This window comes from Cryobacterium sp. TMT2-10, assembly GCF_004403075.1.
Lineage (GTDB): Bacteria > Actinomycetota > Actinomycetes > Actinomycetales > Microbacteriaceae > Cryobacterium > Cryobacterium shii.
Map to the genome: position 1 here is coordinate 35,972 of NZ_SOGW01000128.1, position 18,556 is coordinate 54,527.

The window sequence follows — 18,556 nt, forward strand, 5'->3', positions numbered from 1 at the left end:
GAGAATCCCCCACGGTAGAACTCACGAACTCGGACCGCTCACGCGGTCCGGCTGAGCGGTGTCACTCGTCGAGCGCGAGCTCCTTGGGCAGCTCGAACTCCTTGGATGCGAGCTCTTCCACGTTGACGTCCTTGAACGTGAGCACCCGAACCGACTTCACGAACCGGTCAGACCGGTACACGTCCCACACCCAGACGTCTTTCATCGTCAGTTCGAAGTAGAAGTCGTGCTCCGTGTCCCGGCGAACCAACTCCACCTCGTTCGCGAGATAGAAGCGTCGCTCGGTCTCGACCACGTATTGGAACTGCCCAACGACGTCTCGATACTCTCGGTACAGGGCCAACTCGACCTCGCGGTCGTAGTCCTCGAACTCTTCTTCTTCCATGGTGACTCAATCTTACGCTGTGATTTTGAGCCAGGATCTGCGGTGCAGCACGGTCGGGCCGAGCAGCGCGATCGCGCCCATGTGGGCGGCACTGCCGTAACCCTTGTTCCCGGCCCACTCATAACCGGGGGTAACGGCATCCGCTTCGATCATGAGAGCGTCCCGGTGCACCTTGGCGATCACGGATGCCGCCGCCACCGACGCGCAGTCCTGGTCGGCCCGGATGCGCGTGACGACGTTGAGCGGGGTGACCAGTGCCTTGTTCAGCCAGTCGTCGTTGCCGTCCAGGAGCACGACGCCGCCGGTGATGTCGACCCCGGCCGCGTGGAGCCGCGAGAGGGCCCTCTTGCCGGCGAGGCCGAGGGCGGCGATGATGCCCAGCTCGTCGACCTCCTGCGCCGAGGCGAGCCCGACGGCCGAGTGCAGGGCCCAGGCGACGGCCAGCGGGGCGAGGAGCTCGCGCCGCGGCTGGCTGAGCATCTTGGAGTCGCGTAAGCCGGCCGGGAACGGCGTGGCGGAGGCGTCGACGACGGCGACGCCGACGCCGACGGGGCCGGCCAGGGCGCCGCGGCCCACCTCGTCACAGCCGATCACGCAGGTCGCTCCGGCTGCCAGCAGGGCCAGCTCGACATCCAGGGTCGGATCCATGACAGCCACCTAGTCGGTCCCCGAGGGGATTCCTCGGAAAACCTCCGGGTAGTCGTCGAGCCAGGACCAACGGGCCAGCGGCCAGCTGATCACGAGGGCGCGGCCGACGACGTTGTCCTCGGGCACGTACCCCTTGCCCGGAGTGTCGCCGTTGTAGCGGGAGTCCTTGGAGTTGTACCGGTTGTCGCCCATCACCCAGAGCGAACCGTCCGGCACCACGATGTCAAAGTCGTCCTTGGACACCCGGGTCTCCCCGACCGGCAGCGTCACGTACGGTTCGTCGAGGGGGACGTCGTTGACGCTCATCTGTCCGAGGGCGTTGCAGCAGACGACGTGGTCGCCCGGCAGCCCGATGACGCGCTTGATCAGGTGGTCGTTGCTGTCCGGCGCGGACAGGCCCACGACGGAGAGGACCCACTCCGCCCCGGCGACGATGGGATTCTGCTCGATCGGCGCCTGCGGCAGGAGCCAGCCGCCCGGATCCCGGAAGACGACGACGTCGCCACGCTCGATCGGCATCAGTTTCGGCTCGAGCTGGTTGACGATGATGCGGTCGTTGACCAGCAACGTGGTCTCCATCGACCCGGAGGGGATGTAGAAGGACCGGATCAGGAACGTCTTGATCAGGAACGAGATGAGCAGGGCCACCACGAAGATGACCAGGAGGTCACGAAAAAAGAGTGCAACGCCGCGCTTCGTGCGCTTCGTTTCTGAATCCAGGCGATGAGACCGCGTGGGCAGAGAATTGTCCGTCATTAAACCACCTGAGCTCCTGACCCAGTGTACGGGTGAGGAGCTCAGGGTCAATCCAGCAGCAGCTGCGAGTCGGTCGTAACCGTTAGTCGCGCTTCTCTTTGATCTTGGCCTTCTTGCCACGCAGGTCGCGCAGGTAGTACAGCTTCGCGCGACGCACGTCACCACGGGTGACGACCTCGATGTGGTCGATCACCGGGGAGTGCACCGGGAAGGTACGCTCGACGCCGACCTGGAAGCTGACCTTGCGAACGCAGAACGTTTCGCGCACGCCTTCGCCGGAGCGGCCGATGACGACTCCCTGGAAGACCTGCACACGAGAGCGGGCGCCCTCAACGATGTTGACGTGGACCTTGACGGTATCGCCGGCGCGGAACGCCGGGATGTCCTTGCGGAGGGATGGTGCATCCACCTGGTCGAGAATATGCATATTGGTTCGCTCTCTGTATCCGCCACAGGACGACTACGGCTTATGCGGGCCCGCACGCGAACGTGTTCGGGTCAGCAAATGAATGAGTGTGTTTCGTGCCGATACGTTGCAGCTCCCCTGTGGCAGAGGCTTGCCACGGCACAAGCATTGAGTATGTCACGAAACCGCGGACTCCCACAAAGAAGAGGCCGAGCCGGCGGTCAGGATTCCGGCGGCTTCTCCCGCACGATGATCACGGGCGGCAACTCGGTGGGCGGCAGATCGCCGGGGACGAGGCCCCCACGCGCCGTCTCGTCGACGAGGATCATCATGGCCTGCACGCTCTTGCGGGCAGCGGCGACGAGCTCCCAGATGGCGAACCAGAAAACGCCGATTCCGACCAGGATGACCAGCGCGGCCAGCCCCGGAGCCCAGGTGTAGGAGAACCCCATGGCCACGATCAGGCCGTGCCAGAGGGTGAGGAATCCGACATCCGCCCAGGACACGGCGCGGGTCGTGCGCACCTCTTTGCGGGCGTAGAAGAGCAGGCTCACGGCCAGCAGGCCGAGCCCGATGAAGAGGCCGCTGAAGAAGCTGCCGACGACGTCCCAGCCGCCGGTCCCGTAGATCGAAGCACCGATCATCAGCCACGCCGGTAGCGCGAGCACGGCGATGAACTGCCAGTAGAAGAAGACCCTGCGTACGAACACGCAATCAGACTACCCGGGCGGTTCGGGCGTGTGCCCTCAGTTCGCTGGAGGCAGAAGGTCAGGGCGCACTCGGGCCGTACGTTCCAGCTGCTGCTCGCGTCGCCACGCGGCGATGGCGCCGTGGTTGCCGCTGAGCAGCACGGGCGGCACCTCGAGTTCCCGCCAGGCGGCCGGCTTGGTGTAGCTCGGGTACTCGAGCAGGCCGTCCTCGTGGGACTCTTCGACGAGGCTCTCCGGGTTGCCGACCACCCCGGGGATGAGACGCCCGACCGCCTCGATCATGGCCATGACGGCCACCTCTCCCCCGTTGAGCACGTAGTCGCCGAGGCTGACCAGCCGCACCCGGCCCGTGCGGGCGAAGTGGTCGAAGACTCGCTGGTCGATGCCCTCGTAACGGCCGCAGCCGAAGATCAGGTTGCGCTCCTGGGCCAATTCCCGGGCCATCGCCTGGGTGAAGAGCTCACCGGCCGGTGACGGGAAAATCAGCACCGGCCCGTCGTCGGCCACGTCGCCGAGGATCTCGTCGATGGCCTCGCCCCACGGCTCCGGCTTCATCACCATTCCGGCACCACCGCCGTACGGAGTGTCGTCGACGGTTCGGTGCCGGTCGTGGGTGTGGTCCCGCAGGTTGTGCACGCGCAGGTCGATCAGGCCGGACTGCCGGGCCTTGCCGACCAGGGAGACGTCGAGGACGGAGAAGAACTCCGGGAAGATCGTGATGATGTCGATGCGCACGGGAGAAGTCTACGAGCGAACGAGTACGGGTGAAGCGGATGCGGCGTCCAGGGTCACGGCCCGGTTCCCCCGTGTGCGATGGGAGAAGTAGACCGGCAGCGCGGTGAAGGCGATGGCGCCGAGGAGGTTGCCGAGGAGCACGGGGGCCTGGTTCCAGAGCCACCACTCGCCCATGCTGATGTCGGCGCCGAGCATCATTCCGGCGGGGATCACGAACATGTTGACGATCGCGTGCTCGAGGCCGAGGCTGAAGAAGATCGTGACCGGGAGCCACATCGCCAGGATCTTCCCGCCGGTCGACTTCGAGGTGTAGAACATGATCGTTCCAATGGCCACCATCCAGTTACAGAGCATCGCCTTGACGATGGCGACGAGGATGCCGCCGGCACCGGCGGCCTGGTAGGGCAGCACCTTGTGCTCGGCCAGGTGGATGATCGCCTGCACCATGGGGTCGCTCGAGTCGGTGCCGGCGTAGGTGATCGCGAACGTGTACAGGGCTGCGTACAGTCCGGCCCCGAGGAGGTGCGCGAGGATGACGACTACGAAGTTCTTGACGCACTTCCGGATGGTCGTCCGGCCTTCCAGGACGGCGAGCGGAATAAGGGCGAAGCTTCCCGTGACGAGTTCCAGGCCGAGCAGCAGAATAATGGCGAAGCCGACGGGGAAGAGGACCGCCCCCACGATCGGGAGCCCGGTCTGGGCCGCCGCGGTGAGGGCCACGGTCGTCGCCGCACCGAGGATGGCACCCGAAAGGGTGCCGCGCACGAACATCTGCTTAGTGGTCAGGTTCGATTTATGTTCACCCGAGTGGATGATGTCATCGATGAGTTGGTCGGGTTTGACGTACGACATGCGCGGTTACTCCTAGAACGGATCTGCCGCGTCGTAACGAGCCGGGAAGTCGGACGGGCGCGGCGCGCCTCTCCCCTGGGGGTGGACGGGTCGCGTCTATGCGCCGTCGGTGTCGGTGGGTGCGGGCACGTCGGAGGGCTTCTCGGCCGCTTCCTCGTCCGCTGCGGGGGCCTCGTCGGCCGCGAGGGCCTCGTCGGATTCCTCGGGTTCCTCGGGGAGTTCCTCGAGAAGGCCGGGGGGCGGGGTGATCGTGACGATGCCCCGCTTGATGTCCACGGAGGGCACGATGGCCTTCACGAACGGGATCATCACGTCGCCGGCCGGGGTCTTCACGATCAGGAGGTCCTGGGCGGGAAGGTGCTCGAGCCGGGAGATGGTGCCGATCTGCACGTCGTCGCGCACGACGGCCAGGCCGATCAGCTGGTGGTCGTACCAGGCGTCTTCTTCGTCGGACTGCTCCGCGTCATCCTGGTCGATCCAGAGGATGGCCTTCGCCAGGGCCTCGGCCGCTTCGCGGTCGGGCACGTCCTTGAAGAAACCGACGGCGTGCTGGTTGTACCAGCGCAGTTCGACGAGTTCGATCTTTTTGCCGTGCCAGGGCGAACCCGTGGGCACCTGCAGGGTGAACACGGCGCCCGGGACGAAACGACGTCCCGGGTCATCCGTGAACAGCTCGAGCTTGATCGCGCCTTTGAGGCCGTGCGCCTTGGTCAGGCGCCCCACCCTCAACTGGCTGCGCGGAGTCGTGCTGTCGTTCACCGAACTCATATCCAACTACTCATTTACCAGTTCAGAAATCGGTGTCGACGACGTCAACGCGTACGCGCTTGCCGTCGGCCAGCGCGGCCACGAGGGTGCGCAGTGCCTTGGCGGTGCGCCCGGAGCGACCGATCACGCGACCGAGGTCTTCGGGGTTCACACGAACCTCGAGAACCTCGCCGCGAGGGGAAGTCTGGGCTGCAACGTGCACGTCGTCCGGGTGATCAACGATTCCCTTGACGAGGTGCTCAAGCGCGGGAGCAAGCAAAATTACGCCTTGTCCTCTTCGGTTGCCTCGGCGGCAGCTTCGGATTCCTTGGGCGCTTCTTCCTTGACGACGGGCTTGTCAGCCTTCGGCTTCAGAACCGGCTTCTTCTTCTCGTCGGCGACGAAGGGAACCTTCGGCTCCTTGAACTTCACGGTGCTGACGGCGTTCTTGTCGCCCTTGAAGATGCCCCAGTCGCCGGTCAGCTTGAGGAGAGCCTCAACCTGCTCGGTCGGCTGTGCGCCAACGCTCAGCCAGTACTGCGCACGCTCGGACTTGACCTCGATGACGGAGGGCTCCTGCGTGGGGTGATAGATGCCGATCTCTTCGATGACGCGACCGTCGCGCTTGGTGCGCGAGTCGGCGACAACGATGCGGTAGTACGGTGCACGGATCTTGCCCATGCGCTTCAAACGAATTTTGACAGCCACAATTCTCCTGTGTATTTGATTTTTGGCGAACTGACGGCCGTGAGCGTGGGGGCACACTCGGCACAAGCTCAAATAAGGTTTCTTCCTGCGCCTGAGTAGAGGGTCGGACGCAAGAGAACTCGACTAACCATTCTGTCAGACATCACCCTCTTTGTGATAATCGGATGCCGATGCCACCGGCCCCGAGCCCCGCCCGTGGCACCGACGCGCGAATAGCTGTCAGGATTGGGTCTGAACACACCCGTTCGGGTGCGCCAGACCGGGAGGACCGGACGTGGGAATCGAATTTGCCCGCTCATCGCGGTCGACCATCGGCATCGAGTGGGAGCTCGCGCTCGTCGACCGGGAGTCGGGAGACCTGGTCTGCCTGGCCGACGAGGTGCTCGCCGCGCTGCGTGGGACCGACGGCGCGCCGCACCTGCACATCACCGGCGAGTTGCTGCTCAACACGGTCGAGCTGGTGTCCGGGGTGCACCACACGGTGGGCGGCGCGGTCGCGGACGTGGCGGCGCAGGTCGAGGAGGTGCGGGCGATCACGGATCCACGGGGCGTCGACCTGATCTGCAGCGGATCGCATCCGTTCGGCCAGTGGTTCGACCAGGAGGTCACCGACAAGGCCCGCTACCACCGCCTGATCGAGCGCACCCAGTGGTGGGGCCGCAACATGATGATCTGGGGCATCCACGTGCACGTAGGGATCGAGGACAAGGCCAAGGTCATCCCCATCCTGAACGGCCTCCTCGGCTACCTGCCGCACCTGCAGGCCCTGTCCGCGTCGAGCCCGTACTGGGCCGGGGTGAACACCGGCTACGCCTCCAACCGGGCGCTGATGTTCCAGCAGCTGCCCACCGCCGGCCTGCCCTGGATCCTGGAGGACTGGGAGGCCTGGGAACACTATGTGGAGGACATGACCGCCACCGGCGTGATCGAGGACGTGACCGAGGTGCGCTGGGACATCCGCCCGTCGCCGCGCTGGGGAACGATCGAGGTGCGCGCCTGCGACGGCGTGTCCACGACCGAGGAGCTCGGGGCCATAGCCGCGTTCATCCAGTGCCTGGTCGAGTGGATGTCCACCCGGCTCGACGACGGCGAGGAGGTGCCGTCGATGCAGCCCTGGTTCGTGCGCGAGAACAAGTGGCGGGCAGCCCGCTACGGACTGGACGCCCAGATCATCATGGATGCCGCCGGGCAGGAATGCCCGGTCGTCGACGACGTGCACCGGCTGATCGGCGCCCTCTCCCCCGTCGCCGAGCGCCTGGGCTGCCTGGACGAGCTGCTGGGGCTGGGCCGGATCATCTCCGGGGGCGCGAGTTACCAGCGCCAGCTCCGGATCGCCGACGACAACGACGGCGACCTGCCAGCCGTCGTCAAGGCGCTCAGCCGGGAACTGCGCACCGGCCTGTCCGGCGATCGCTGACCCGTCTCGCGGTACCCCGCCAGCGCAGACCCGCTGCTTCACCGTGCGCACAGGCATCGCGGCCGCGATCCGGCCCGGACCTCGCCGAGACCTCGCCGAACCGTGAGTTGCGACCCTTTCCGGGCGAGAAAGAGGGGCGGAACTCACGGCTCGGCGGATGTCTGAAGCGCGTTTTTGCATTCGCGCCAGGCTAGCCAGTCGGTTACGGGTCGCGGCCCCGGGCCTGGGCCTGGCCGTCTGACCGCCTTTGGCACGACTATTCCGCTGAACCCGTGACTCGCGGATGCCCGCGGGCTGCGGTTCGGGTTTTCGTGGCGCGGGCGCGGCCGGCACCGCTGGCCCGCTGTGCGAGGTGGTCCTGACCCGGCACCCAACCCCGGGCCGCGTCATGGCAGACCGGTGCCATCACCTCGGGTTTGCCCCGCACCATGCGGATCAGCCACCCCGACGTCTCGATGCTGTGGTCGTTGCTCGTGGCACTCAATGGCTGGCGACGCGTCGAATGCGCGGGCCCGGAACGGCGCCGAGCCGTGAGTTGCGACCCTCCGCAGACGAAAAAGAGGGTCTAAACTCACGGCTCGGCGGAAGGGCTGTTACGCGTTTTTGCTGTCGCGCCAGGCCAGCCAGTCGGTGAGCGGGGCCAGGTCGTAGCGGGGGCCGGAGAGCCCGAGGGTGAACAGGCGCGCGCCGAGGTCGTAGAGCTGGTCGGCCTCCTCGACCGTGCGGGCGCGCAGCTCGGTGGAGATCTCGATCTCGGCCAGGTCGCGGCCGACCGTGTCGCACCAGCCCGCCAGCACCCCGAGCTTGTGCTCGAGCACCGCGGGGGTGGAGAACGAGTGCCAGATGTCGGCGTGCCTGGCCACGATCCGCAGGGTCTTCTTTTCCCCGCCGCCGCCGATCAGCACCGGGATGTCGCGCACGGGCGGCGGGTTGAGTTTCGCCCAACGGGCCTCGATCCGCGGCAGGTCCGCTTCGAGGGCGTCCAGGCGGCCGCCGACGGTGCCGAACTCGAAGCCGTACTCGTCATAGTCGCGCTCGAACCAGCCGGAGCCGGTGCCGAAGATGAACCGGCCGCCGCTGATGTGGTCGATGGTGCGCGCCATGTCGGCCTGGAGGTCGGGGTTGCGGTAGCTGTTGCAATTGACCAGGGCGCCCAGTTCGATCGTGCTGGTCTGCTCGGCCCAGGCCGCGAGGATGGTCCAGGATTCGAAGTGCAGGCCGTCTTTGTCGCCGGAGAGCGGGAAGAAGTGGTCCCAGTTGAAGGCCACGTCCGTGCCCAGGGCCTCGACCTCGGCCACCGTCTCCCGGATCTTCGCGTAGGTGGCGTGCTGGGGCGCGATTTGCGCGCCGATGCGCACCCGGCCGGCCGTGGACGAGGGCAGGGGGGACGGCGTGGAGGAGGTCATGGGCTCATCCTAAACCGGCCACCGGGGCGCCCGGCGGCGCTGCCGAAGGTGTCACCGGCGGCGCTGCCGTGGGCGCTACCGGCCGAGCATCTTCTGCAAAGCGGCCATCTCGTCTTCGGTGGGGCCGCCGGCCTTCTTCGAGCCCCCGCTCGCGCCGGCACCGAGGCCGAAGCCCGTGCCGCCGCTCACGCCGGCGCCGAGGGCCGGCTTCTCGCCGGACGCGATCGCCAGGTTCTCCGCCGCGCGTTTGGCCGGGTTGCCCGACTTGGACCCCTTCTTCTTGGGCTGCGGCTTGCCGCGCCCGCCGCCGCCGCCCATTCCACCGGGGACCGGCCCCATGCCGGGGATGTTGGGCATGCCGCCCTTGGCGACCGTCTTCATCATCTTCGAGGCCTGCTCGAATCGCTGCACGAGCTGGTTCACCTCGGTCACGGTCGAGCCGGCACCGCGGGCGATGCGCAGCCGGCGGGAGCCGTTGAGCAGTTTCGGGGTGGTGCGCTCGGCCTTGGTCATCGACTGGATGATGGCCTCGGTGCGCACGATCTCGCGCTCGTCGAAGTTGTCGAGCTGCGCCTTCATGGCGCCGGCGCCGGGGAGCATGCTCATCATCTTCTTGATCGAGCCCATGTTGCGCAGCTGCTGCATCTGGCCGAGGAAGTCGTCCAGCGTGAAGCTGTCGGTGGAGAACTTCTCCGCCATCTTGCGCGCTTCGTCTTCGTCGAACGCGCCCTGCGCCTGCTCGATCAGGGTGAGGATGTCACCGAGGTCCAGGATGCGGGACGCCATCCGGTCGGGGTGGAACGGCTCGAAGTCGTCGAGGCTCTCACCGGTCGACGCGAACATGATCGGCCGGCCCGTGATCGAGGCCACGGACAGGGCCGCACCACCGCGCGCGTCGCCGTCGAGCTTGGAGAGTACGACGCCGGTGAAGTCGACGCCGTCCTGGAAGGCCCTGGCGGTGGCCACGGCGTCCTGGCCGATCATGGCGTCGATGACGAAGAGGACCTCGTCCGGGTCGATGGCCTTACGGATGTCCGCGGCCTGCTTCATCATCTCGGCGTCGACGCCGAGGCGTCCGGCGGTGTCGACGATGACCACGTCGTGCATCTTCTGCTGGGCGTACTTCACGCCGTCGCGGGCGACCGTGACCGGGTTCCCGACGCCGTTGCCCGGCTGCGGCGCGTACACGGGCACGCCGGCCTGGGCCCCGACGACCTCGAGCTGCGTGACGGCGTTGGGGCGCTGCAGGTCGGCGGCGACGAGGATCGGGGTGTGGCCGTCTTTGGCGAGCCACTTCGCGAGCTTGCCGGCGAGCGTGGTCTTGCCGGCACCCTGGAGACCCGCGAGCATGATGATGGTCGGCGGCTTCTTGGCGAACTCGAGCCGGCGCTGCTGCCCGCCGAGGATCTCGACGAGTTCCTCGTTGACGATCTTCACGACCTGCTGGGCCGGGTTCAGCGCCTTGCTGACCTCGTCCCCGAGGGCGCGCTCACGCACCTTGCCGGTGAAGTCCTTGACGACCTCGAGGGCGACGTCGGCGTCGAGGAGGGCGCGCCGGATCTCGCGGACGGTGCCGTCGACATCCGCCGCACTGAGCTTGCCCTTGGTGCGGAGATTCTTGAACGTCTCGGCCAGGCGATCTGAGAGGTTTCCAAAAGTAGCCATTATGCGTTTAGTTTAACCGGTCCGCAGGCCTGTCGCGTGCCGAGGTCGCGTTTGCCCTACTGCTCGACCGCGATGAGCACGGGGTCGCCGTGCACGTCGATCGTGACCACGAGCAGCGCGTCGGTCTCATCCGGGCTGATCGAATACTCGAGCACGGCGAAGTGCTCCTCGCTGCGGTGGTGGTGGGGGTGGAAGCCCACCCGCTGCAGCTGGATGGAGCGCAGGAAGTCGATCTGCTTGTCACCGGAATCCCAGATCAGGGCGTCCTCGAGGGCCTCGGGATCCATCTCCTCCAGTTCGGATTCGATGTAGGCGCTGGTCACCGAGGCCTCCTTGCTGAGGTCGGCCACGAGCGACTCGCGGGCCTCGGAGTCGAGGTCCTCGAGCGCGTTCACCATGGCCGCGGCGATGTCGAGCGCCTCCGCCGAGACCGAGGCCTCGTCCGGCGAGCTGAGGTCGATCTGCACGTCCTCGTCGCCCAATTCGGCGAAGTCCGACCAGTACACCTCACCCTCGTCGTCGCTGCCGAGAATGCCGAAGAAATCGTGTTCGATGGTCATGACTGTCCTATCCGACGAGCTTTTGCGCGAATACGTGAGGCGTGAAACCGGTGAGGTCGTTGATGCCCTCGCCCTGACCCACGAGTTTGATGGGGATGCCGGTCTTCTCCTGAACGGCCAGGACGAATCCGCCCTTCGCGGAGCCGTCGAGCTTGGTGAGCACGAGGCCGGTCACGCCGGCGTGCTCGATGAAGGCCTCGGCCTGAGTGAGCCCGTTCTGGCCCGTCGTCGCGTCGAGCACGAGCAGGACCTCCGCGATGGGAGTCTGCTTCTCGACCACCTTGCGAATCTTGGTCAGTTCGTCCATCAGGCCGCCCTTGGTCTGCAACCGGCCGGCGGTGTCGATGATCACGATCTCGGTGCCCGTTTCGAGGGCCCGCTGCACGGTCTGGAATGCGACGGATGCCGGGTCCTGGCCGTGCGCCTGCGGCCGCACGATCTCGGCGCCGGCCCGCTCGGCCCAGGTGGCCAGCTGCTCAACGGCCGCGGCGCGGAACGTGTCCGCCGCACCGATCAGCACGCTGCGGTCGTAGGTGCGGAGGAACTTCGCGAACTTGCCGATCGTGGTGGTCTTGCCGACGCCGTTCACCCCGACGACGAGCACGACGGCCGGCCGGGCGCTGAGGTTGAGGGTGGAATCGAGCTTGGAGAGTCGTTCCTCGAGGCCTTCGCGCAGCATCCGATGCAGGTCGGTCGGGTCGGTCGTGTTGTACCGGGCGACCTTGGCCCGCAGGTCGGCCACGATCTCCTCCGTGATGCTCGGACCGAAATCGGCCTGGATGAGCGCGTCTTCGAGGTCGTCCCACGTTTCATCGTCGATGAGCTTCTTCGCGAACATGCCGCGCAGTGCGCCGGAGAGAGACCAGGGGGTGCGTTCAGCCATACGCCTAGCCTACGGCGCGCCCGATGCCCCAGGGGTTGGTCTCCGGCGTGCCTCGGTCGATAATCGGTGGGCACGCACCGAGCCGCAGTCGGTTTCTTACGGAGAAAGGAACGCCAGTGCCACACACCAACGAGTTGGATCCCCACCTTCGCACCCTCGCCGCGGCACTGGACGGGCGGCTGGTCCTTCCGGGCGACGCCGACTAGGACCAGGCGAGGTCACCCTGGAACCGGGCCGTCGAACAACGTCCCGCCGCGGTCGCCATTCCCGCAGGCGCCGACGATGTGCGACTCATTATCGACGCCGCCCGTGCCGGTGGCTACGAAATCGCGGTGCAGCCGAACGGACACGGGGCGAACAGTGACCTGCGCAACTGCATCCTGGTGCGTACTTCCGCCTTTGACGAGGTGACCATCAAGGTCGAAGAGCGCTTCACCCGGATCGGCTCCGGCGCCAAATGGGGCGCCGTGCTCCCCCGCCTCGAGGGAACCGGCCTCATCGCCCTGGCCGGTACCAACCCGGACGTGACCTGCGCCGGGTACCTGCTCTCGGGCGGGCACTCCTGGTTCAGCCGGTGTAAGGGGCTCGCCGCCCACTCCATCCGCGCGGTCGAGCTTGTCGACGCGCACGGTCGGCAGCGACGCGTGGTCGCGGACAGCACTGCCGAGGGCGACGCCGAGCTGCTCTGGGGGCTGCGCGGCGCGGCCGGTCTGCTCGGCATCGTGACGGCCATCGAGATCGACCTCTACCCCGCCCCCGCGCTCTTCGGAGGCAAGATCGTGTTCCCGCTCGAGGCAGCGGGAGTCGTGTTCGAGCGGTTCGCCGCGATCATGGCGACGGCACCCGACGAGCTGACCATCTTCGCCGGGCTGATCAACATGCCCGATCTGGAGGTGGTGCCGGAGCTCATGCGCGGCCACGGTTTCGCGACCATGGATGTCGTCTTCGTCGGCGACGCCGACGCCGCCCGCACGCTGATCGCCCCGCTGCTGGCCACGGCGCCCGTCATCGCCGACATGACCGCACCGTTCGAAATCGGGCACCTCGGCGAGGTTTCGGCCGAACCAGGCGACCCTCTCCCGTTCCTCGACTGGACCGCGGCCATCAGCGAACTCGGCGACGACGGGTTCGGCCCGCTGATCGAGGCGTTCACCGCAACGACCCCCGCCGGCATCAGCATGCTCGAGCTGCGGCCGCTCGGGGGCGCGATTTCCGATCCGGCCCCGGATGCCACGGGCATCGTCGGGCATCTCGAATCGCAGTACCTCGTCTACGCGGGAGCGGTCCTGCTGGACCCGAGTCGCCGAATCGATCGGGGCAGTGTCTTCGGGCCCTTCGAGAACGCGGTCCGGGAGAACGCGGTCCGGGAGATCGCGGTCCGGGAGATCGCGGACCCCGCATTGTGCCGACGTTCCTCGTCCCCGGGCAGGACCTGTCCGCGGCGTTGCCGCCGGAGAGCCTCGCCCGGCTGGGGCGGATCAAGCTCGCCGTCGACCCGGACGGCCTGTTCCGCAGCAACCGGCAGCTCCCGAGCTGAAACCAGTAGGCCCTGTCCGGCTGGGGAAGGACCGCGGCTAGGGAAGGACCGGGCCCACCGAGACCATCAGGCACAGCGCCAGGATGATCACCAGCGAGAAACGGAACATGCGGCGTGCCCACGGCGCGGGGTCGCCGGTGCGCAGGCCCACGATGCCGAGCCAGATCCAGTAGGCGCCGAGCACGCCCATCACGGTCGTGTACACGTACCCCACGTAGCCGAACACCGGCAGCAGCAGCGTCGACACGACGAAGGCGACCGTGTACACGAAGATCTGGATCGTGGTGTTGCGGATGCCCCGCACCACCGAGATGACCGGCACGCCGGCGCTGGCGTACTCGTCGTGGCGGTAGATGGCGATCGAGTAGAACTCCGGCATCTGCCAGAGGAAGACCGCCAGGAAGGCGAGGACCGCACCGATGTCGATGGCCCCGGAGACGGCGACGTAGCCGGCCAGGATCGGTGCGGCACCGGACACGCTGCCGACCAGGGTGCCGTGGATCGACAGGCGCTTGGACAGCATCCCGTAGAGCACGACGTAGACGAGGAAGCCGGCCAGGCCGACGACGACGACGAGCCAGTTCGTCCAGGCGGCGAGCATGCCCATGCCGAAGACGAAGAGCAGGATCGAGAAGATGACCGCGTTCCGCACCCCCACGCGCCCCGTGACGGTGGCCCGCTTCTTCGTGCGTTCCATCACCATGTCGATGTCGCGGTCGAGCACGTTGTTGAGCACGGTCGCGGAGGCGATCACGAGCGTGGTGCCGACGCAGAGCACCACGAACAGGAACAGGTCGACCTGGCCCCGGGCGGCGAGGAGGAAGCCGGCGGCGGCGGTGAGCGCATTGCCGTAGAGCACGCCGGGCTTGGTCAGCGAGTAGTAGCTGGTGAGCGTGTCGCGGAAGGACGTTCCGCTTCCGCGGGCGGCGAGGGCCCCATCGGTGCCGTCGACCCGGTCACGTGCTGAAAACGGGGCTCGCGCGGTCATACGGAAGGTGTTCCCATCGGGTAGGCGGTATACCTCAATCATAAGCGCCGGGGTCACAGGAGAAGGACGAACCGGCAGAATGGTGGGGTGACGATCCAACGCTCCCCCGCCCTCGTCGGCATCGCCCACGGCACCTCGTCCCCCGCGGGCCAGGCCGCGGTCGCCGGGTTGATGCGCGCGGTCGCCAAGGCGCATCCCGACCTGACCGTCACCCTCGGCTTCGTCGACGTGCAGCATCCGGACACGCCGGAAACCCTGGCCGCGCTGCCGGCCGGCCTGCCCGCCGTCGTGGTCCCGCTGCTGCTGTCGGCCGGGTACCACGTGCACGTGGACCTCACGGAGGCCGTCGACGCCGGTCCGAGCGTCAGGTGACGCTCGGACCGGCGCTCGGCCCCGACGACCGGCTGATCGCCCTGCTCCGGCACCGGCTCGAGGAAGCGGGCCTGGCGGAGGAGGACGTGGCGGAGGAGGACGTGGCGGTGCTCGCGGTCGCCGGCTCCAGCGACCCCCGCGCGGTCTCGGCCTGCCGGGTCGTCGCCGCGGGGCTCACCGCGGCATCCGGTCGGGAGGTCACCCTCGGTTTCCTCTCCGCCGCCACCCCGCGGCTGGCCTGCGCGGTCACGACGGCGCGGATCGAGAACCCGGGTCGCCGCATCGTCGTGAGCAGCTACCTGCTCGCGCCGGGATACTTCCAGGGGCTGGTCGAGCGGGCGGGGGCGGATGTCGTGACGCGCCCGCTCCTGGTGCCGAACGAGCCGGCCCCCGGGCTGCTCGTCGAGCTCGTGACCGGCCGCTACCGCAGCGCGCTCTGAGGCCGATCCGCCCCGGAAGGCGCCGGGCACCGTAGCCCCCGGCGACCTCGTCCGCGACTGTGTGACGCACCGCTACGGCGCGTGACCGGCCGTTACGGCTCCGGTGTCGCCCACCCCCCATCCTCGGTACGTTTTCTCCCACGCACCCGGCGCATCCGTTTTCGCCGCACGTCGCGTCCCAGAGGAGGAAACCATCGTGTCACCGAGCCAGACCGAGACGGCACAACCCGTGCGTCGCCCCCGCCCCTCCTCCCGGCCGAACGGCCAATGGAAGGTCGACGGCACGCCCCGTTACTTTCTTCGTAGCCCTTGATCGTGTAGTTATGTGAGGGTGTTGGCCTGTCAGGCCCGGCATGGTTCTTGCCCCCAGTCGCCCCTGATCCGGGGGGTGTTGTCACCGGGCCTGACTGGCATCAGGTGATCGCTGATAGGGGCTGGACCGGGACTCGTCCCAGGCCGTTCGTAACGTGGATGCCGAGACTTGATGCCGCGGTTCAGGCCGACTTTTGGAACCTGAGACGGAGGATTCATGATCGAGAACTACGACAGCGTCGACGTCTTCATCGGCGTGGACGTCGGCAAAGGAGAACACCACGCGGTCGCCCTCGACCGGACCGGCAAACAACTCTTCGACAAGGCACTGCCCAATGACGAAGCGAAGCTCCGCGAGCTGATCGGGCAGCTGAAACGACACGGCCAGGTCTTGTTCGTCGTCGATCAGCCCGCGACCATCGGCGCCCTGCCGATCGCCGTCGCCCAGGCCGAAGACGTGCTCGTGGGCTACCTGCCGGGGCTGGCAATGAGGCGCATCGCGGACCTGCACGCGGGCGAAGCCAAGACCGACGCCCGCGATGCCGCGATCATCGCCCAAGCCGCGAGGAGCCTCCCGCACGCGCTGCGGTCACTGCAACTGGCCGATGAGCAGGTCGCTGAGCTCTCGATGCTTTGCGGTTTCGACGACGATGTCGTCGGCCAGATCACGGCCACGAGCAACCGTATCCGGGGCCTGCTCACCCAGATCCACCCTGCGTTGGAGCGGGTCCTGGGCCCGCACCTGGACCATCCGGCGGTGCTGGATCTGCTGCAGCGCTACCCAACGCCAGCGACGATGAAGGCCGCTGGCCCAACCCGACTCGGTAACCGGCTGCTGAAGTTGGCACCGCGAATGGGCCGGCGCCTCGCGGACGAGATTACCCAGGCGCTGGCCGAGCAGACCGTCGTGGTCACCGGCACGAACGCGACCAGCATCGTGCTCCCCAAGCTTGCCGAACAGCTCGCCGCGCTCCGCCGGCAACGGGACGAGATCGCCGTCGAAGTCGAGCGGCTCGTGGAGGCTCACCCTCTTCACCCCGTCCTGATCAGCATGCCCGGAGTCGGGATCAGGACCGCAGCCAGACTCCTCACCGAAGTCTCCGGCAAGGACTTCGCCTCCGCCGGCCACCTCGCCGCCTACGCTGGCCTGGCCCCCGTGACCAGGCGCTCCGGCAGCTCCATCCGCGGTGAACATCCCTCCCGGCGAGGCAACAAGATCCTCAAACGGGCGCTATTCCTCTCGGCCTTCGCCGCCCTCGCGACCCGGTCTCACGGGCCTACTACGACCGCAAGATCGCCCAAGGCAAGCGCCACAACCAAGCCCTCATCGCCCTCGCCCGACGACGCTGCGACGTCCTCTACGCCATGCTCCGCGACGGCACCCTCTATCAAACCGACCATCAACTCGCCGCTTGACAAAAACATAGGGGCACCCCCCCCGACAAGCGCGGGGCCCGGGTCTACTGTGTTGGCATGGTGACGAGCACATGGCCGGAGGAGTCCGTGCGCACCGGGATCAACCGGTGCGTCGAGGCCTGTGTCGCGCTCGTGCAGGTGAGCGAGGACTGCGCCGCCGCCTGCCTCGCCCTCGAGGGCAACGGTGAGATCACCCACTGCTTCCTGGCCGACCTTGACTGCATCGAGGTGTGCTCCGCGACCAGCCGGCTGCTGTCCTGGCATGTGCACAGCGACGGAGCGACCGCGATCGCCATGCTGGAGACGTGCCGCGAGTCCTGCTCGGCCTCGGTCGAGGCCTGCGAGCGGATGGCGGAGCTGTACCCGTCGTGGCTCACCTGCACCATGGCCTGCCGGCGCGTCATGGACGCCTGCGGCACGCTGCTCGCCGCGCTCTAGCCCGGGAGGCGGTGTGACCCTGGCCGCGGTGTAGTCCGCGCCGCGGTGTAGCCCGCGCCGCGCCGCGGCCGTCGCCGGTCAGACGAGCTGCGCCTCGTCCTTCACCACGCGCTGACCGACGACGGCCGAGACCCCGTCCTGCCGCATCGAAACGCCGTAGAGGGCATCCGCGATCTCCATCGTGCGCTTCTGGTGGGTGATGATGATGAGCTGGCTGGCGGCGCGCAGGTCCTCGAAGATGGTCAGGAGACGGCCGAGGTTGGCGTCGTCGAGCGCGGCCTCGACCTCGTCCATGATGTAGAACGGGCTCGGGCGGGCCTTGAAGATCGCGATCAGCAGGGCCACGGCCGCCAGCGAGCGCTCGCCGCCGGACAACAGCGACAGGCGTTCGATCTTTTTGCCGGCCGGTTTGACGGAGACCTCGATGCCGGTCGTGAGCAGGTTATCGGGGTCGGCCAGACGGATGCTGCCGCTTCCGCCCGGAAACAGCACCGGGAAGACCTCGGCGAACGCCGCCTGGGTGTCCTCGAAGGCGGCGCCGAAGATGGCGCCCATCTTCTCGTCGATCTCCTCGATGATCGTGAGCAGGTCCCGCCGGGTGTTGGTGAGGTCGGTGAGTTGCTCGGTCAGGAACCGGTGCCGCTGTTCCAGCGCCGCGAACTCCTCCAGAGCGAGCGGGTTGATGCGGCCGAGCTGGGCGAACCTGCGTTCGGCCACGGCGAGGCGCCGCTGTTGTTCCTCACGGTCGAAGCTCGAGGCCTCTCCGTTGGGGTCGTCCGCCGGGACTGGCTGGTCGGGGCCGTACTCGGCGACGAGCACCTCTTCCACCAGGCCGAGCTCGCTGCCGGCGCGTTCCAGCAGTCCGGAGAGGTGCAGTTTCTTCTCGTAGATCGCCAGTTCGAGCCCGTGCACCGTCTCGGTGACCGACTGCAGGCGGGTGCGCAGCGCGTTGTCGTCCCGGCGCAGCGCCGCCAGCTCCTCGTTCTGGCTGCTGCGCTCGTGCTCGGCGCCCGCCAGACGCACCCGGGCCTCGGCCACCGAGGCATCAACGGCGGCGAGCACCCGGGGCAGCGCCTGGGCGACATCCGTGGCCGCGGCCACCTGCCGGCGACGGATGACGGCGCGGCGAGCTGCCTCCTCGGCCGCGGCCCGCTCGGTCTCGCGCCGGCGGGCGA

21 protein-coding genes and 2 pseudogenes are annotated in these 18,556 nt (G+C 67.6%); 7 read left to right on the forward strand and 16 right to left on the reverse strand.

Features of this window, described 5'->3' with window-relative positions:
* Nucleotides 1-61 precede the first annotated feature (61 nt).
* The 10 genes from E3T37_RS15995 to rpsP all read right to left on the reverse strand — a co-directional run bounded on the left by E3T37_RS15995 (nucleotide 62) and on the right by rpsP (nucleotide 5,947).
* Complete coding sequence (locus E3T37_RS15995; RefSeq protein WP_130176401.1) at nucleotides 62-385, reverse strand: DUF2469 family protein; 324 nt, start codon at nucleotides 383-385, stop codon at nucleotides 62-64.
* Nucleotides 386-397: 12 nt separating this feature from the next.
* Nucleotides 398-1,033, reverse strand: a complete 636-nt coding sequence (locus E3T37_RS16000) for a ribonuclease HII (RefSeq protein ID WP_338144963.1) — start codon at nucleotides 1,031-1,033, stop codon at nucleotides 398-400.
* Nucleotides 1,034-1,042: 9 nt separating this feature from the next.
* The gene (gene lepB, locus E3T37_RS16005; protein WP_134368265.1) at nucleotides 1,043-1,789 is read right to left on the reverse strand and encodes a signal peptidase I; all 747 of its coding nucleotides are present in this window, start codon (nucleotides 1,787-1,789) and stop codon (nucleotides 1,043-1,045) included.
* A gap of 82 nt (nucleotides 1,790-1,871) precedes the next feature.
* The gene (gene rplS, locus E3T37_RS16010) at nucleotides 1,872-2,216 is read right to left on the reverse strand and encodes a 50S ribosomal protein L19 (RefSeq protein ID WP_134368266.1); all 345 of its coding nucleotides are present in this window, start codon (nucleotides 2,214-2,216) and stop codon (nucleotides 1,872-1,874) included.
* A 200-nt stretch (nucleotides 2,217-2,416) separates the two neighbouring features.
* On the reverse strand, nucleotides 2,417-2,905 hold the full coding sequence (locus tag E3T37_RS16015; RefSeq protein WP_134368267.1) for an MFS transporter: 489 nt from the start codon (nucleotides 2,903-2,905) through the stop codon (nucleotides 2,417-2,419).
* A gap of 36 nt (nucleotides 2,906-2,941) precedes the next feature.
* Nucleotides 2,942-3,640 carry a tRNA (guanosine(37)-N1)-methyltransferase TrmD gene (trmD, locus tag E3T37_RS16020; protein ID WP_134368268.1) on the reverse strand — a complete coding sequence of 233 codons (699 nt, stop codon included), beginning with the start codon at nucleotides 3,638-3,640 and terminating at the stop codon, nucleotides 2,942-2,944.
* A gap of 9 nt (nucleotides 3,641-3,649) precedes the next feature.
* Nucleotides 3,650-4,492: a formate/nitrite transporter family protein gene (locus tag E3T37_RS16025; protein ID WP_134368269.1), complete on the reverse strand. Its 843-nt coding sequence runs from the start codon at nucleotides 4,490-4,492 to the stop codon at nucleotides 3,650-3,652.
* A 96-nt stretch (nucleotides 4,493-4,588) separates the two neighbouring features.
* Nucleotides 4,589-5,260 (reverse strand): ribosome maturation factor RimM, encoded by a 672-nt coding sequence (rimM, locus tag E3T37_RS16030; RefSeq protein WP_134368270.1) that lies wholly within the window; start codon nucleotides 5,258-5,260, stop codon nucleotides 4,589-4,591.
* 22 nt (nucleotides 5,261-5,282) lie between these two features.
* On the reverse strand, nucleotides 5,283-5,519 hold the full coding sequence (locus E3T37_RS16035) for an RNA-binding protein (RefSeq protein WP_134368271.1): 237 nt from the start codon (nucleotides 5,517-5,519) through the stop codon (nucleotides 5,283-5,285).
* Between the two features lie 2 nt (nucleotides 5,520-5,521).
* Nucleotides 5,522-5,947: a 30S ribosomal protein S16 gene (gene rpsP, locus E3T37_RS16040; protein WP_134368272.1), complete on the reverse strand. Its 426-nt coding sequence runs from the start codon at nucleotides 5,945-5,947 to the stop codon at nucleotides 5,522-5,524.
* A gap of 274 nt (nucleotides 5,948-6,221) precedes the next feature.
* Between rpsP and E3T37_RS16045 the strand changes: the two genes are divergently transcribed.
* Nucleotides 6,222-7,364, forward strand: coding sequence for a glutamate--cysteine ligase (locus E3T37_RS16045; protein WP_134368273.1), 1,143 nt, complete (start codon nucleotides 6,222-6,224; stop codon nucleotides 7,362-7,364).
* A gap of 593 nt (nucleotides 7,365-7,957) precedes the next feature.
* Here the strand turns inward: E3T37_RS16045 and E3T37_RS16050 are convergent.
* The 4 genes from E3T37_RS16050 to ftsY form a co-directional block, all read right to left on the reverse strand.
* Nucleotides 7,958-8,770, reverse strand: coding sequence for an LLM class F420-dependent oxidoreductase (locus E3T37_RS16050; protein WP_134368274.1), 813 nt, complete (start codon nucleotides 8,768-8,770; stop codon nucleotides 7,958-7,960).
* Between the two features lie 75 nt (nucleotides 8,771-8,845).
* The gene (ffh, locus tag E3T37_RS16055) at nucleotides 8,846-10,435 is read right to left on the reverse strand and encodes a signal recognition particle protein (RefSeq protein WP_134368275.1); all 1,590 of its coding nucleotides are present in this window, start codon (nucleotides 10,433-10,435) and stop codon (nucleotides 8,846-8,848) included.
* Between the two features lie 56 nt (nucleotides 10,436-10,491).
* A complete protein-coding gene (locus E3T37_RS16060) occupies nucleotides 10,492-10,995 on the reverse strand; it encodes a DUF2004 domain-containing protein (RefSeq protein ID WP_134368276.1) in 504 nt (167 codons plus the stop codon).
* A gap of 7 nt (nucleotides 10,996-11,002) precedes the next feature.
* A complete protein-coding gene (gene ftsY / locus E3T37_RS16065) occupies nucleotides 11,003-11,878 on the reverse strand; it encodes a signal recognition particle-docking protein FtsY (RefSeq protein ID WP_134368277.1) in 876 nt (291 codons plus the stop codon).
* Between the two features lie 284 nt (nucleotides 11,879-12,162).
* Between ftsY and E3T37_RS17880 the strand changes: the two are divergent.
* Both E3T37_RS17880 and E3T37_RS16075 read left to right on the forward strand, forming a co-directional pair.
* Nucleotides 12,163-12,462, forward strand: a pseudogene (locus E3T37_RS17880) (FAD-binding protein); the annotation flags it as partial.
* An 818-nt stretch (nucleotides 12,463-13,280) separates the two neighbouring features.
* On the forward strand, nucleotides 13,281-13,415 hold the full coding sequence (locus E3T37_RS16075) for an FAD-binding oxidoreductase (RefSeq protein ID WP_134368278.1): 135 nt from the start codon (nucleotides 13,281-13,283) through the stop codon (nucleotides 13,413-13,415).
* Nucleotides 13,416-13,452: 37 nt separating this feature from the next.
* Here E3T37_RS16075 and cyoE read toward each other — a convergent pair whose 3' ends face one another.
* On the reverse strand, nucleotides 13,453-14,403 hold the full coding sequence (gene cyoE, locus E3T37_RS16080) for a heme o synthase (RefSeq protein WP_160140999.1): 951 nt from the start codon (nucleotides 14,401-14,403) through the stop codon (nucleotides 13,453-13,455).
* Nucleotides 14,404-14,490: 87 nt separating this feature from the next.
* Here cyoE and E3T37_RS17520 point away from each other — a divergent pair, with 87 nt between their 5' ends.
* From E3T37_RS17520 to E3T37_RS16100, 4 genes and pseudogenes are all read left to right on the forward strand, one after another.
* Entirely contained in the window at nucleotides 14,491-14,775 is a 285-nt protein-coding gene (locus E3T37_RS17520; RefSeq protein ID WP_241975781.1) for a sirohydrochlorin chelatase, read from the forward strand.
* The gene (locus tag E3T37_RS16085; RefSeq protein ID WP_241975780.1) at nucleotides 14,772-15,215 is read left to right on the forward strand and encodes a sirohydrochlorin chelatase; all 444 of its coding nucleotides are present in this window, start codon (nucleotides 14,772-14,774) and stop codon (nucleotides 15,213-15,215) included. Before E3T37_RS17520 ends, E3T37_RS16085 begins: the two co-directional genes overlap by 4 nt.
* A gap of 529 nt (nucleotides 15,216-15,744) precedes the next feature.
* Nucleotides 15,745-16,943 (forward strand): annotated as a pseudogene (locus E3T37_RS16095) (IS110 family transposase).
* Nucleotides 16,944-17,000: 57 nt separating this feature from the next.
* Nucleotides 17,001-17,381 carry a four-helix bundle copper-binding protein gene (locus E3T37_RS16100; protein ID WP_134368280.1) on the forward strand — a complete coding sequence of 127 codons (381 nt, stop codon included), beginning with the start codon at nucleotides 17,001-17,003 and terminating at the stop codon, nucleotides 17,379-17,381.
* Nucleotides 17,382-17,459: 78 nt separating this feature from the next.
* On the opposite strand, the gene E3T37_RS16105 is transcribed toward E3T37_RS16100, so the two are convergent.
* The coding region (locus tag E3T37_RS16105) for an AAA family ATPase (RefSeq protein ID WP_166806123.1) at nucleotides 17,460-18,556 on the reverse strand (1,097 nt) is incomplete at its 5' end.